This window comes from Limimaricola litoreus, assembly GCF_024159025.1.
GTDB classification, from domain to species: Bacteria; Pseudomonadota; Alphaproteobacteria; order Rhodobacterales; family Rhodobacteraceae; genus Limimaricola; species Limimaricola litoreus.
Genome location: NZ_JAMYXC010000217.1, coordinates 32,747 through 44,895 on the forward strand (window position 1 = coordinate 32,747; position 12,149 = coordinate 44,895).

11 protein-coding genes are annotated in these 12,149 nt (G+C 68.5%); 3 read left to right on the forward strand and 8 right to left on the reverse strand.

Annotated elements, in window-relative coordinates; translation table 11 throughout:
- Window positions 1-111: 111 nt before the first annotated feature.
- Together NHG85_RS14555 and NHG85_RS14560 are read left to right on the forward strand one after the other, a co-directional pair.
- The gene (locus NHG85_RS14555; protein WP_253333602.1) at window positions 112-1,098 is read left to right on the forward strand and encodes a 2-hydroxyacid dehydrogenase; all 987 of its coding nucleotides are present in this window, start codon (window positions 112-114) and stop codon (window positions 1,096-1,098) included.
- A 76-nt stretch (window positions 1,099-1,174) separates the two neighbouring features.
- Window positions 1,175-1,378, forward strand: a complete 204-nt coding sequence (locus NHG85_RS14560; RefSeq protein WP_253333604.1) for a hypothetical protein — start codon at window positions 1,175-1,177, stop codon at window positions 1,376-1,378.
- A gap of 186 nt (window positions 1,379-1,564) precedes the next feature.
- Here NHG85_RS14560 and panB read toward each other — a convergent pair whose 3' ends face one another.
- From panB to NHG85_RS14575, 3 genes are read right to left on the reverse strand one after another with little or no spacing between them, the layout of a single operon-like run.
- Complete coding sequence (panB, locus tag NHG85_RS14565; protein ID WP_253333606.1) at window positions 1,565-2,377, reverse strand: 3-methyl-2-oxobutanoate hydroxymethyltransferase; 813 nt, start codon at window positions 2,375-2,377, stop codon at window positions 1,565-1,567.
- On the reverse strand, window positions 2,374-3,231 hold the full coding sequence (gene panC / locus NHG85_RS14570; RefSeq protein WP_253333608.1) for a pantoate--beta-alanine ligase: 858 nt from the start codon (window positions 3,229-3,231) through the stop codon (window positions 2,374-2,376). The genes panB and panC overlap by 4 nt, the downstream gene beginning before the upstream one ends.
- A gap of 57 nt (window positions 3,232-3,288) precedes the next feature.
- Entirely contained in the window at window positions 3,289-3,936 is a 648-nt protein-coding gene (locus tag NHG85_RS14575; protein WP_253333610.1) for an alpha/beta hydrolase family protein, read from the reverse strand.
- Window positions 3,937-4,123: 187 nt separating this feature from the next.
- Here NHG85_RS14575 and NHG85_RS14580 point away from each other — a divergent pair, with 187 nt between their 5' ends.
- Window positions 4,124-6,622 (forward strand): GcvT family protein, encoded by a 2,499-nt coding sequence (locus NHG85_RS14580; protein ID WP_253333611.1) that lies wholly within the window; start codon window positions 4,124-4,126, stop codon window positions 6,620-6,622.
- A 135-nt stretch (window positions 6,623-6,757) separates the two neighbouring features.
- Here NHG85_RS14580 and NHG85_RS14585 read toward each other — a convergent pair whose 3' ends face one another.
- The 5 genes from NHG85_RS14585 to xdhC form a co-directional block, all read right to left on the reverse strand.
- Window positions 6,758-7,834, reverse strand: coding sequence for a BMP family ABC transporter substrate-binding protein (locus NHG85_RS14585; protein ID WP_253333613.1), 1,077 nt, complete (start codon window positions 7,832-7,834; stop codon window positions 6,758-6,760).
- 32 nt (window positions 7,835-7,866) lie between these two features.
- Window positions 7,867-8,778, reverse strand: a complete 912-nt coding sequence (locus NHG85_RS14590) for an ABC transporter permease (protein ID WP_253333615.1) — start codon at window positions 8,776-8,778, stop codon at window positions 7,867-7,869.
- The gene (locus tag NHG85_RS14595; RefSeq protein ID WP_253333617.1) at window positions 8,775-9,857 is read right to left on the reverse strand and encodes an ABC transporter permease; all 1,083 of its coding nucleotides are present in this window, start codon (window positions 9,855-9,857) and stop codon (window positions 8,775-8,777) included. Before NHG85_RS14595 ends, NHG85_RS14590 begins: the two co-directional genes overlap by 4 nt.
- A gap of 59 nt (window positions 9,858-9,916) precedes the next feature.
- Window positions 9,917-11,440, reverse strand: a complete 1,524-nt coding sequence (locus tag NHG85_RS14600; RefSeq protein WP_253333619.1) for an ABC transporter ATP-binding protein — start codon at window positions 11,438-11,440, stop codon at window positions 9,917-9,919.
- The coding region (xdhC, locus tag NHG85_RS14605) for a xanthine dehydrogenase accessory protein XdhC (RefSeq protein WP_253333621.1) at window positions 11,437-12,149 on the reverse strand (713 nt) is incomplete at its 5' end. The genes NHG85_RS14600 and xdhC, both read right to left, overlap by 4 nt.

Consider the following 12,149-nt stretch of genomic DNA (forward strand, 5'->3'; position numbering starts at 1 on the left):
GGTCCCGATGCATTGGCCGCGCGGGGCGCGTAAGGCGCGTTCTTGCACCGCACCCGCGGTCCGGGCAGTCTGTCACGAAGCCGCGCCGGGGAAAAGCGCAAGGGGGGCGAAATGGCACACAAACGCCTTCATGTGATCGCGACGCGACGCCTGCCCGCCGCGGTCGAGGCGCGCCTCGACGCGCTGTTCGACTTTACCCCCGGCCCGCAGGAGGCACCGCTTTCGGGCGAGGCGCTCGCGGCGGCGCTGGGCCGGGCGCAGGTGCTCGTCACCACGCTGTCGGAGCGGATCGATGCCGCAAGCCTCGATGCCGCCGGAAGGGAACTGCGACTCATCGCGAATTACGGGGCGGGGGTGGACCATATCGATGTCGCCGCCGCCGAGGCGCGCGGTATCGCCGTGACCAACACCCCCGATGTCGTCACCGAGGATACGGCAGATGTGACCATGGTGCTGATACTCGCCGTCACCCGTCGCCTGCCGGAGGCCTTCGCGCTGCTGCAATCGGGTGGCTGGGAGGGCTGGTCGCCGGACCTGCTGCTCGGCGGGCGCATTCACGGTCGCAGCCTGGGCATCCTCGGGATGGGGCGGATCGGACAGGCGGTGGCGCGGCGCGCCGCGGCCTTCGGGATGCGGATCGGCTACCACAACCGCAATCGCCTGCCGCAGGCTTTGGAGAACGAGCTCGGCGCGCGCTGGTGGCCCAGCCTCGACCAGATGATCGCGAAATGCGACGTGTTGTCGATCAACTGTCCGCACACCCCGGCCACCTATCACCTCGTCAATGCGCGCCGCATCGCGCTGATGAAACCCGGCGCGGTGGTGGTGAACACCTCGCGCGGCGAGGTGATCGACGAGAACGCGCTGACGCGGGCGCTGCGGGCGGGCGAGATCGCCGGCGCGGGGCTCGACGTGTTCGAGCAGCGGCGCGAGATCAATCCCCGGCTGCGGGCGCTGCCCAACGTGGTGCTGCTGCCGCACATGGGGTCGGCCACCGTCGAGGGACGGCTGGCGATGGGCGAACGCGTGATCGCCAATATCGAGGCGCTGGCGCGGGGGGAGGCGCTGCGAGACCCCGTGACGCCGCGCGATATCTGAAAGCCCGGCGGGGGCGGGAACCCGGCCCGTCCCGACCGCGTTGGCGGTCATCTGCAACAACCGGATTTTGGGTCACATGCGCAACTGGGCCATCGCATTCCTAACGCTCGCTGTCGTATCGGGCCTTGCCTGTCTGGGCACCGAGACGCATGAGGATCTGCCCGGCGCCCGCATCCTTATGGTGCTGTTCGGCGTGCTCGGCGCCTATGCGGCGGCGGCCCATCGCCTCAGGTCGCGGGGTCGGCGGCGGCCGGCGAATGGCCAGCCGCTTGGCACCTGATCAGTTCGAGATGCGCCGCACGAGACGCTGACCGGGAAGATCCGTCCCGAGAACCTGCAAACGCGCATCGCGTGCGAACCGCGTCACCAGCTCCCCGTAGTAGCCCCGGGCCGAATGAGCAGCCCGGCGAGGCCGAAAGCGATCAGGGTGCGGCGGCCGAGCATGGCTGTTCCTTCAGGGGTGGCTCTAGCGATATACTTCGTCTTCGGTCGGAAAGGCGCGGGATTTCACGTCCTCGGCGTAGCGCTTGACCGAATCCTCGATCATCGGGCCGAGCTGGCCGTAGACCTTGACGAACTTCGGCGTCCAGGGGTTGAGGCCCAACATGTCCTCGAGCACGAGGATCTGCCCGTCGCACTCGGCGCTGGCGCCGATGCCGATGGTGGGGATGTCCACGGCCTTGGTGATCTTGGCCGCCAGCGGCTCAACCATGCCTTCGAGCACCACCGCGAAGGCGCCGGCTTCGGTCACGGCGCGCGCGTCTTCGAGATGTGCCTCCCAAGTGTCCTCGTTGCGGCCCTGGGTCTTGAAGCCGCCCATGACATGGCTCGATTGCGGGGTCAGGCCGATATGCGCCATCACCGGGATGCCGCGCTCGGTCAGGAAGCGGATCGTCTCGGCCATGCGCGCCCCGCCCTCGAGCTTGACCGCGCCGCATTGCGTCTCCTTCATGATCTGCGCCGCGTTGCGGAAGGCCATGGCGGGGCTTTCCTCGTAGCTGCCGAAGGGCATGTCGACCACGATCAGCGCTCGCTTGGTGCCGCGCACCACGGCGCGACCGTGCATGATCATCAAATCGAGCGAGACGCCGACCGTGCTTTCCATGCCGTGCATCACCATGCCGAGGCTGTCGCCGACGAGGATGAAATCGGCGTAGCGGTCGACGATGGCGGCGGTGTGCGCGTGATAGGATGTCAGCGACACGATCGGCTCGCCGCCCTTGCGGCGCGCGATCTGCGGAACGGTGACGCGGCGGATGGTTTCGGTCTGGCTGCTCACGGGGTGATCTCCCTTTGATCGATCAAGAGGACCTCGCCGAACTGGGCCGAGATCATGATGGCTAGGGGCTCCGACAGCGACGCGTCGGGCGATTGGCGCAGCGGCGCAAGGCTTTCGGGCGCGACGATGTCGAGCCCGGTGAGCCGGGCGCGCGGCTCGTCGGCGATGCATGCCCGGATCGCGGCCTCGATCTGCGCAGGGCTGGCGCGCTCCATTGCCATCCGCTCGGCCCGGTCGAGCGCGCGGCTCAGGCACAGGGCGGCGACGCGGTCCTGCGCCGTCAGGCGGGCGTTGCGCGACGACATGGCGAGCCCGTCTTCCTCGCGCAGCGTCGGCACGCCGTGGATCTCGATGCCCATGTGCAGGTCGCGCGCCATGCGGCGGATCACCTGCAGCTGCTGGTAATCCTTTTCGCCGAAATAGGCGGCGTCGGGGCGGGTGATGTTGAACAGCTTGGTGACGACGGTGGCGACGCCCCGGAAATGACCGGGTCGCACCGCGCCGTGCAGCCGCACGGCGAGGTCGCGCGTCTCGACGATGGTCTCGTCGCCTTGCGGATAGATCTCGTCCGCGCGCGGGATCAGCACCGCGTCGCAGCCCACCGCCTCCAGCATCTCAAGATCGGCCTCCTCGCTGCGCGGGTAGGTTTCGAGATCCTTCGGATCGCCGAACTGGGTCGGGTTGACGAAGATCGTCGCGACCACCCGGTCGTGATCGCGGCGGGCCGTCGCCACGAGGCTCATGTGGCCCGCGTGCAGCGCACCCATGGTGGTCACCAGCCCGACGCTCTCGCCGGCGGCGCGAAACCCCGCGACCGCGTCGCGGATGGCGGCGATGGAGCGGCAGAGCTGCATGATGTCCTCCCAGACGTTGGAGGTCTTTTACGGGGGGGCGGGGGGCTTCACAACCGCTCAGGACACGGGCGGCCAGGCCTTGGGGAAGGTCGCGGGCAGGGGGCCGTCTTCGAGCAGTTCGGCATAGCTCTCGATCGAATGGCCCTCCTCGACCTCGCCCACGGGCGGGCTCAGCCAATGCACCGAGCCGATGTGCCGGAACCCCAGAAAGCGCGGCGGCAAATGACACAGCGTGTCGTCGGTGCGGCAGATGTTGAGCACGAAACCCTCGCGGCCGAAATGCGCGGGCCCCAGATGCGTGCGCGGGCTGCCGAAGGCCAGGCTCGGCACGCCGAGAGAGCCGCCGACGATCTGCGCCGAAGCGCCGCCCAGCGAATGGCCGATGATGAAGGACGGCTTCTGCGGCTTGGCAAAGGCATAGACGATCTGCGCGTGTTCGAGAAAGCCCGCGTGCCAGATCGCGCCGCTGTCGCCCGGCGCCATGCGAAAACCATGCGCATCGGGGGCGCGGTCGTGGATGAAGTCGAAGTTGAATTCGAACCAGTCCGAGAACTCGTTGGTGCCGGCGATGTAGAGGATGCCGCGTTTCAGCATCGCCGCCTGCACGCCGCGCAGGTCGATGGTCTCGACCACGTCGGGCCCCTCGATCCCGCCATTCATGCCGTCGATGATCCGTGCCGCCTCGGCGACGTCGAGCGTCTTCATGGCGTTCCCTCCCTTGGCATCCACGCGGAAGATGCCTCCATTGGAGGCCGAGCCGCGCCTGTCTGTCCAGAGATTCCGGGCGCTGGCGTGATGCTTGTCGCATTCGGCGCGCGAGGTGTCGCCGGGCTTCGCACCCCCGCGCGGATTCGCGCGATGGTGCGGACAAGGCCAGCCCGGAGTGCGCGCGATGAAGACCCATGTGAAAGCCCTTGTCGTCGGCGGTGGCGCCGTCGGCACCTCGATTGCCTATCACCTCGCGAAGGCAGGCTGGCAGGACGTCATGCTGCTGGAGCGCGACGAGCTGACCTCGGGCTCGACATGGCACGCCGCCGGCCTCCTGCCCTATTTCAACATGTCCTATGCCACGACATGGATCCACGACCACTCGATCAAGTTCTACAAGACGCTGGAGCAGGAGACCGGGCTCGACGCGGGCTTCTTCGTCGTGGGCAACCTGCGCATGGCGCAGTCCAAGGCGCGCATGGACGAATACATGCTCTATGCCTCGACCGCCGAGACGGTGGGCGTGCCGTTCGAGTGGATGACGCCCGCGCAGATCAAGGAACGCTGGCCGCTGGTGCGCACGGACGATCTCGAAGGCGCGATTTTCCACCCCACAGATGGCTACATCAACCCCGCCGACGTCACCATGGCGATGGCCAAGGGCGCGCGGCAGCGCGGCGTGACGATCGAGCGCAAGTGGCAGGTCGATGGCTACGATTGGACCGGCTCGGAATGGCGCGTGACGGTGACGAAGATGGTCGAGAAGGGCGGCAACCTCGTCCCTTCCGACGAGCAGACCGTCATCACCGCCGAGCATGTCGTCACCGCCACCGGCAACCATGCGCAGCGCACGGCGCGGCTTCTGGGGATCAAGATCCCGGCGATCCCGGTCGAGCACCAGTTCATCGTCACCGAGCCCGACCCGGCGCTGGTCGAGTGGCGCAAGACCAACGAGCAGCATCCCGTTCTGCGCGACGCCGACGCCAAGTGGTACGTGCGCGAGGAGCGCGGCGGCTGGATTCTCGGGCCCTACGAGCGCAATGCCCCCGCGCGCTTCCCCTACGGCGTGCCCGACAGCTTCCGCGCCGATCTGTTCCCGCTCGATCTCGACCGGATCGAGGAGGAATACATGTCGATGATCCACCGCATTCCGTCCTCGGAAGAGGTGGGGCTGAAGGACGATTTCAACGGACCCATCTGCTACACCCCCGACGGCAACCCGCTGATCGGCCCCGCACCCGGCCTGCGCAACATGTGGCTGGCGGAGGGCTTTTCCTTCGGCATCACCGCGGCGGGCGGGGCGGGGCATTACCTTGCGCAGCTGATGGTCGAGGGCGAGGCCGAGATCGACATGGCGAGCCTCGACCCCAAGCGGTTCGGCGACTGGATGACCACCGATTACGCCGTGGCCAAGAACGAGGAGGCCTACGAGCATGTCTACATCCTGCACCATCCCGACGAGGAGCGCCCCGCCGCGCGGCCCTTGCGCACCTCGCCCGCCTATGACCGGCAAAAGGAGAAGGGCGCGCAGTTCGGCGTCGTGAACGGCTGGGAGCGGCCGAACTATTACGGGCCGGTGGGCGCGCCCGAGAGCTTCGACCACGACACCCGCTCGTTCCGGCGGGGCGGCTGGTGGGAATATGCGGCCGATGAGGCGCGCGCGATCCGCGAGGGCGTCGGGCTGATCGACGCCACGGCCTTTACCAAGCACGAGGTGAAGGGCTCGGGCGCCGCCGCCTTCCTCGACTGGTTCACCACCAACAAGCTGCCGAAAGTGGGCCGCATCAACCTCACCTACGCGCTGACCGATGCGGGCACGACGCGCACCGAATACACCATCGTGCGGCTGGCCGAGGACCGATTCTACCTCGTCTCGGCAGGCGCCTGGAGCGCCTATGACGCCGATTTCCTGCGCAAGGCGGTGGAGGACAAGGAGGCCGAGTTCGGCCGGATCGAGGTGCAGGACGTGACCACGCAATGGGGCGTCCTTGCCATTGCGGGCCCGCGCGCACGCGAGGTGCTCAACCGGCTGGTGCGCGACGCCGATTCGGCCACCGTGCTGTCCAACAAGCGCTTTCCGTGGCTGTCATACCGCGAGATCGAGCTTGGCATGGTGCCGGTGCGGGCGTTGCGCGTGGCCTATACCGGCGAACTGGGCTGGGAGTTGCACCATCCGATCGAGATGCAGAACCACCTGTGGGACAAGCTCATTGAGGCGGGCGAGCCCTCCGGCCTGAAGCTCGTGGGCGCGCGCGCCCAGAACTGGCTCAGGCAGGAGAAATCCTACCGCGCCTTCGGCACCGAGCTGGGCCGCGACGCGACGCCGCTGGAGGCCGGTCTCGACCGCTTCGTGGATCTGTCCAAGGAATTCCACGGCAAGGCGGCGATGGAGGCCATAGGCATCCGCTCGAAATGCGTGACGCTTCTGATCGACGGGCCGCAGGACGCGGACCCCTGGGGTCGCGAGGCGCTCTATGCGGGCGGGGAAAAGGTCGGGCGGCTGACCTCGGGCGGCTGGTCGGCGGGTTTCGGCAAGTCCATCGGCATGGGCTATGTGCGCCCCGATCTCGCCGCCCCGGGCACGAAGCTCAAGGTCCGGATGTTCCGCGAGCTGTGGGATGCCGAGGTGACCGAAGACAGCCCCTATGATCCGAAGAACGCCACGATCCGGGCGGATGGCTGAGCGCCAAGAATCCGCATCGTCAGGGAAGTGTCCCGCGGAAAGGGCCGGGCGCTTCGGAACCCGCGCTCAACCCCGCGGTAGAAAGCAGGAAAGGCCCGCCAATGGCGGGCCTTTCCCATGTCGCGGTCGCGCGGCTTACTGCGGGATCTCGCCCTTGAGGCCTTCGACGTAGAAGTTCATCCCCGCCAGCGTCTCGTCATCGGCGGTCTCGCCCTCGGCCAGCCATGCCGAACCGTCCTGCTTGTTGATCGGGCCGGTGAAGGGGTGCACCTCGCCCGCGGCGATCTTGTCCTTCAGCTCCAGCGCCGCCTGCTTGACCTCGGCGGGCACGGCTTCGGTGATCTCGCCGATCTCGACCATGCCGCTGTCGATGCCGCCCCAGGTGTCCTGCGACTCCCAGCTGCCGTCCATCACCGCGCCGACGCGGTCGATGTAGTACTGGTTCCAGTTGTCGATGATCGAGCTGACGCGCGGCTCGGGCGCGTAGTCGAGCATGTCGGAGGCCTGGCCGAAGGTGATGACGTCGCCCGCCTCCTGCGCCGCGGCTTGCGGTGCGGTGGAATCGGTGTGCTGCAGGATCACGTCGGCGCCCGCGTCGATCAGCGCCTTGGCGGCCTCGGCCTCTTTCGCCGGGTCGAACCAGGTGTAGGCCCAGACCACGCGGAACTCGACCTCGGGGTTCACCTTCTTGGCCTGCAGGTAGGCGGCGTTGATGCCGCGGATCACCTCGGGGATGGGGTAGGAGCCGATGTAGCCGATGATGTTGCTCTCGGTCATCTCGCCCGCGATCAGCCCCTGCACCGCGCGGCCCTCGTAGAAGCGGGCGGAGTAGGTCGAGACGTTGTCGGCGCGCTGGTAACCGGTGGCGTGCTCGAACTTCACGTCGGGAAACTTCTGGGCGGCGTTCATCGTCGCCTCCATGAAGCCGAAGGAGGTGGTGAAGATCATGTCTGCGCCCTGCAGCGCCATCTGCGTCAGCACGCGCTCGGCGTCGGGGCCCTCGGGGACGCTTTCGACATAGACCGTCTCGACCTTGTCGCCGAACTCCTCCTCGACCGCGAGGCGGCCCTGGTCATGCTGGTAGGACCAGCCGAGATCGCCGATCGGGCCGACGTAGATGAAGCCCACCTTGGTCTTGTCGTCCTGCGCCATCGCCCCGGTGGCGAGGCCCATGGCGGCGGTGGCACCCAGAAGCACTGTCTTGAAGGTCATGTCGTTGTTCCCTGTTGGTGGTGTCTTCCGCCTCAGCTCGAGGCGTGGAAGGGGCGGCCGAGCGAGCCGGGGGCACGCCCCGCCCGCAGGATGACGAGAACGAGGATGGTCGCCAGATAGGGCGCCATCTGCAGGTATTCGATCGGGATCTGCACGCCGCCCGAGGCCTGCAGCGCCAGCTGCAGCGCCGTGGCGCCGCCGAAGAGCCATGCGCCCAGCACCAGCCGCCCGGGCCGCCAGCTGGCGAAGACCACGATGGCGAGCGCGATCCAGCCCGCGCCCGCGGTCATGCCTTCGGTCCATTGCGGCACGCGCACGAGGCTCAGATAGGCGCCCCCGAGCCCCGCACAGGCGCCGCCGAAGGCGATCGCCATGAGCCGCACGCGCACGACCTTGTAGCCCAGCGCATGGGCGGCGTCGTGGTTTTCGCCCACCGCGCGCAGCACCCGGCCCGCGCGCGTGCGGTTGAGAAACAGCCAGACGCCCAGCACGATGGCCAGCGCGAGATAGACGATGATATCGTGGCGAAACAGGATCGGGCCGAGCACGGGGATGTCGCGCAGCAGCGGCAGGTAGAGGTCGGGCACGGCGGGGCCCTTCACGCCGATGTAGCCCTGGCCCATCAGCGCCGAGAGGCCAAGGCCGAACAGCGTCAGCGCGAGGCCGGTGGCCACCTGGTTCGACAGGAAAAGCTGCGTCAGGATACCGAAGATCATCGACAAAAGCGCGCCGCCCAGCGCAGCACCCGCAAAGCCGAGCCAGGGCGAGCCTGTCATGGTCGCCACGACGAAGCCGCAGACCGCGCCGGTGATCATCATCCCCTCGACCCCGAGGTTCAGCACGCCCGCGCGCTCGACCACCAGCTCGCCGATGGCGGCGAGGAGGATCGGGGTGGAGACGATGATGATCGCGGTGAGAAGCAGGATCGGGTCGATGTTGCTCATGCCACGACCCTCCGGCCCATGCGGAAGCGGAAGGCCGTCAGCACGTCGACCGCGAGCAGGAAGAACAGCAGCATGCCTTGGAACATCTGTATCGCCGCGAGGGGCAGGTTCATCTGCAGCTGCGCCAGCTCGCCACCGATGTAGGTCAGCGCCATCAGCAGCCCCGCCAGCAGGATGCCGATCGGGTTCAGCCGTCCGAGAAAGGCCACGATGATCGCGGTGAAGCCGTAGCCCACGTTGAAATCGATGCCGAGGCGGCCCGCGGGGCCGGCGACCTCGAACATGCCCGCGAGGCCCGCAAGGCCGCCCGAGATGCCCATGCAGACGACGATGAGCCAGCCCGGGTTGACCCCGCCGAAAACGGCGGCGCGTGGGCTTTGCCCGGCAAGGCGGACGCGAAAGCCGAGCTGGTGACGGGTCATGACGACCTGTCCGACGATGACGGCGATCAGCGCCAGCGCCACGCCCCAATGCAGGCCGGTGCCGGGGATGAGGTCGAGATTGGCAGCCGACGGGTATTGCGCGAGGTTGCGCGAGCCGGGAAAGCCCATGCCCTCGGGGTTGCGCAGCAGGCCCAGCGCCATGGAGGCGAGAAGCGCCTCGGCCACATAGACCAGCATCAAGGAGACCAGCACCTCGTTGGTGCCGAAGCGGACCTTGAGCAGCGCCGGGATCATCGCCCAGAGGATGCCGCCCAGCGCACCCGCCAGTATCATCGCCGGAAAGACCAGCCAGCTCTCGGCGGGGTAGAAGGCGAGCCCGGTGGCGGCGGCGAAGATCGCGCCGAGGATGTATTGCCCCTCGGCCCCGATGTTCCAGATGCCGGCTCGGAACCCGAGGGAGAGGCCGATGGCAATGAGGATGAGCGGCCCGGCCTTCACCAGAAGCTGGGGGCGCGAATAGGAGGCGAAATCGCCGAAGAGCGGATCCCAGAAGATGGTGCGGATCGCCTCGACCGGGTCCTTGCCCAGCACGGCGAACATCAGCCCGCCCGCCAGCATGGTCAGCGCCACCGCGACGAAGGGCGTGGCGATGGTCCAGGCACGGGACGGCTCCGGGCGGCGTTCGAGCCGGATCACGTGGCGGTCCCCGGGGCGCGCGGCCCCTCGTTCATCTTTCCCGAAATACGCAAGATCCCTCAGCCTTCCCCATGCGCGGGCGCCATGTCATGCGCGCCGCCCAGCATCATCCCGATCTCGTCGATCCCCAGCCCCTGCGCCGGGCGCGAGGCGCTCAGCGTGCCGCCGTTGAGCGCGGCGAAGCGGTCCGAGATCTCCATCAGCTCATCGAGATCCTGGCTGATCACGATCAGCGCCGCACCCGCCTCGGCCAGATCCAAGAGCGCCTGCCGGATCGTCGCGGCGGCGGCGGCGTCGACGCCCCATGTCGGTTGGTTGACGACCAGCACCTCCGGGCGCTGCATGATCTCACGCCCGATGACGAACTTCTGCAGGTTGCCGCCCGACAGCGCGCGGGCCGCCGTGCCGGGGCCGGGGGTGCGCACGTCGAAGCGCTCGATCACCCGCTCGGCAAACCCCTTCGCACGGCCCCAGCGCAAAAAGCCGTGTCGCACCAGATCCTCGCGCGGACCGGCGGTCAGCAGCGCGTTCTCGGTCAGGCTCATGTCGGGGGCGGCGGCGTGGCCCATCCGCTCCTCCGGCGCGCAGAGAAGTCCCATGTGGCGCCGCGCGGTGACGCCTTCGCGCCCGATCTCGCGGCCCTTGAAGCGGATCATGCCCGGAGCGACAGCCATTTCGCCCGAGAGCGCCATCGCCAGCTCGTCCTGCCCGTTGCCCGCGACGCCGCCGATGCCCAGCACCTCGCCCGCGCGCAGCTCCAGATCGATGTCGCGCAGCGCGGTGCCGAAGGCGCGCGGGGCCGGGGCCGCGAGGCCCGACAACTCCAGCACCACCTCGCCGGTGCGTCCGCTGGCGCGCGAGGGCGTCGACAGCGTCGCGCCGACCATCTGCTCGGCCATGTCGCGCGCGGCCGTGGTCTTGGGGTCGCATTTGCCGACGACGCGGCCGTGGCGCAGGATCGTGGCGCTGTCACAGATCGTGCGGATCTCTTCGAGCTTGTGGCTGATATAGAGGATCGAGACGCCCTCGGCGCGCAGCTTGCGCAGGGTCTCGAACAGGATGTTCACCTCCTGCGGCGTCAGCACCGAGGTCGGCTCGTCCATGATCAAAAGCCGCGGCTCCTGCAGCAGGCAGCGCACGATCTCGACCCTTTGGCGTTCGCCCGCCGAAAGATCGCCGACGATGCGGTCGGGGTCGAGCGGCAGGCCGTAGGCGTTGGAGACCTCGCGGATCTGCTGGGCGAGCCGGTTCAGCGCGGGCGGCTCCTCCATGCCCAGCGCCACGTTCTCGGCCACGCTCATCGCGTCGAAGAGCGAGAAGTGCTGGAACACCATGGCGACGCCCGAGGCGCGGGCGGCGCAGGGCTCGGTCGGGGCAAAGGGCTTGCCGTCGAGCCGCATATGGCCTGCATCGGGCTGCACGAGGCCGTAGATCGTCTTGACCAGCGTGGATTTTCCGGCGCCGTTCTCGCCCAGGAGCGCATGCACCTCGCCGCGGGCGATGTCGAAGGAGACCTCCGAATTGGCGACCACGCCGGGATAGGCCTTGGTCAGGCCGGACAGCTCCAGCAGCGGCGTCGTCATACGGCGCGGTCCCTCGTCATCTTTTCATTCCCGCCTTTCAGTAGCGCGCTCGCGACCCCGACGGCAATGGCCTGGGGGTCGCGGCCGAGAGAGGTGTCGCCTATCGGACAGGCAATGCGGGAAATCAAGGCGTTGGAATGGCCCAGCGCCGCAAGCCGCGACCGGAAGCGGGCCCATTTGGTGGCCGAGCCGATCAACCCGCAGCTGGCGAAGCCATGGGCGAGGGCGGCGTGGCACAGCGCGAGGTCGAGGTCGTGGTCCCGCGTCAGGATCAGGTGATCGGCCTCGCGCGGTGCGCGCGGCATCAGGGCGGCGGGCGCGGCGGCGGGGATCATGGTGACGCCTTGAGGGATCTCGTCCGGAAAGCAGTCGGGCGACAGGTCGATCCAGGTGATCGCGCGGCCCGGCAGCGGCGCCATGACCGAGACGATGGCGCGGCCGACATGGCCCGCGCCCCAGACCCAGAGCGGTTGGGCCACGGGCAGCGGGGTCTCGATGAGCCAGCCGTCGAGAAGCGCGGGCGGCGCTCCGGGGCGCATTGCCTTGCGTTTGCGGGCAACCGCTTCGGGCATGTCGGAGGCCGGTCCGAGCGGGCGGGCGCGGGGCAGGGTTTCCGGCAGGGAGGCGTCGTCGAACCGCTCCCAGACCAGCGTCACCGCGCCGCCGCAGCACTGGCGCAGCGCGGGGCCGAGCGGCAGGCGGCGCTGCG

Excerpts from the sequence above, each read along its gene's own strand:
- NHG85_RS14580 (WP_253333611.1), top strand. The coding sequence starts at position 4,124 with ATGAAGACCCATGTGAAAGCCCTTGTCGTCGGCGGTGGCGCCGTCGGC.
- NHG85_RS14560 (WP_253333604.1), top strand. The coding sequence starts at position 1,175 with ATGCGCAACTGGGCCATCGCATTCCTAACGCTCGCTGTCGTATCGGGC.
- NHG85_RS14585 (WP_253333613.1), bottom strand. The coding sequence starts at position 7,834 with ATGACCTTCAAGACAGTGCTTCTGGGTGCCACCGCCGCCATGGGCCTC.
- NHG85_RS14590 (WP_253333615.1), bottom strand. The coding sequence starts at position 8,778 with ATGAGCAACATCGACCCGATCCTGCTTCTCACCGCGATCATCATCGTC.
- NHG85_RS14600 (WP_253333619.1), bottom strand. The coding sequence starts at position 11,440 with ATGACGACGCCGCTGCTGGAGCTGTCCGGCCTGACCAAGGCCTATCCC.
- panC (WP_253333608.1), bottom strand. The coding sequence starts at position 3,231 with ATGCAGCTCTGCCGCTCCATCGCCGCCATCCGCGACGCGGTCGCGGGG.
- NHG85_RS14555 (WP_253333602.1), top strand. The coding sequence starts at position 112 with ATGGCACACAAACGCCTTCATGTGATCGCGACGCGACGCCTGCCCGCC.
- NHG85_RS14575 (WP_253333610.1), bottom strand. The coding sequence starts at position 3,936 with ATGAAGACGCTCGACGTCGCCGAGGCGGCACGGATCATCGACGGCATG.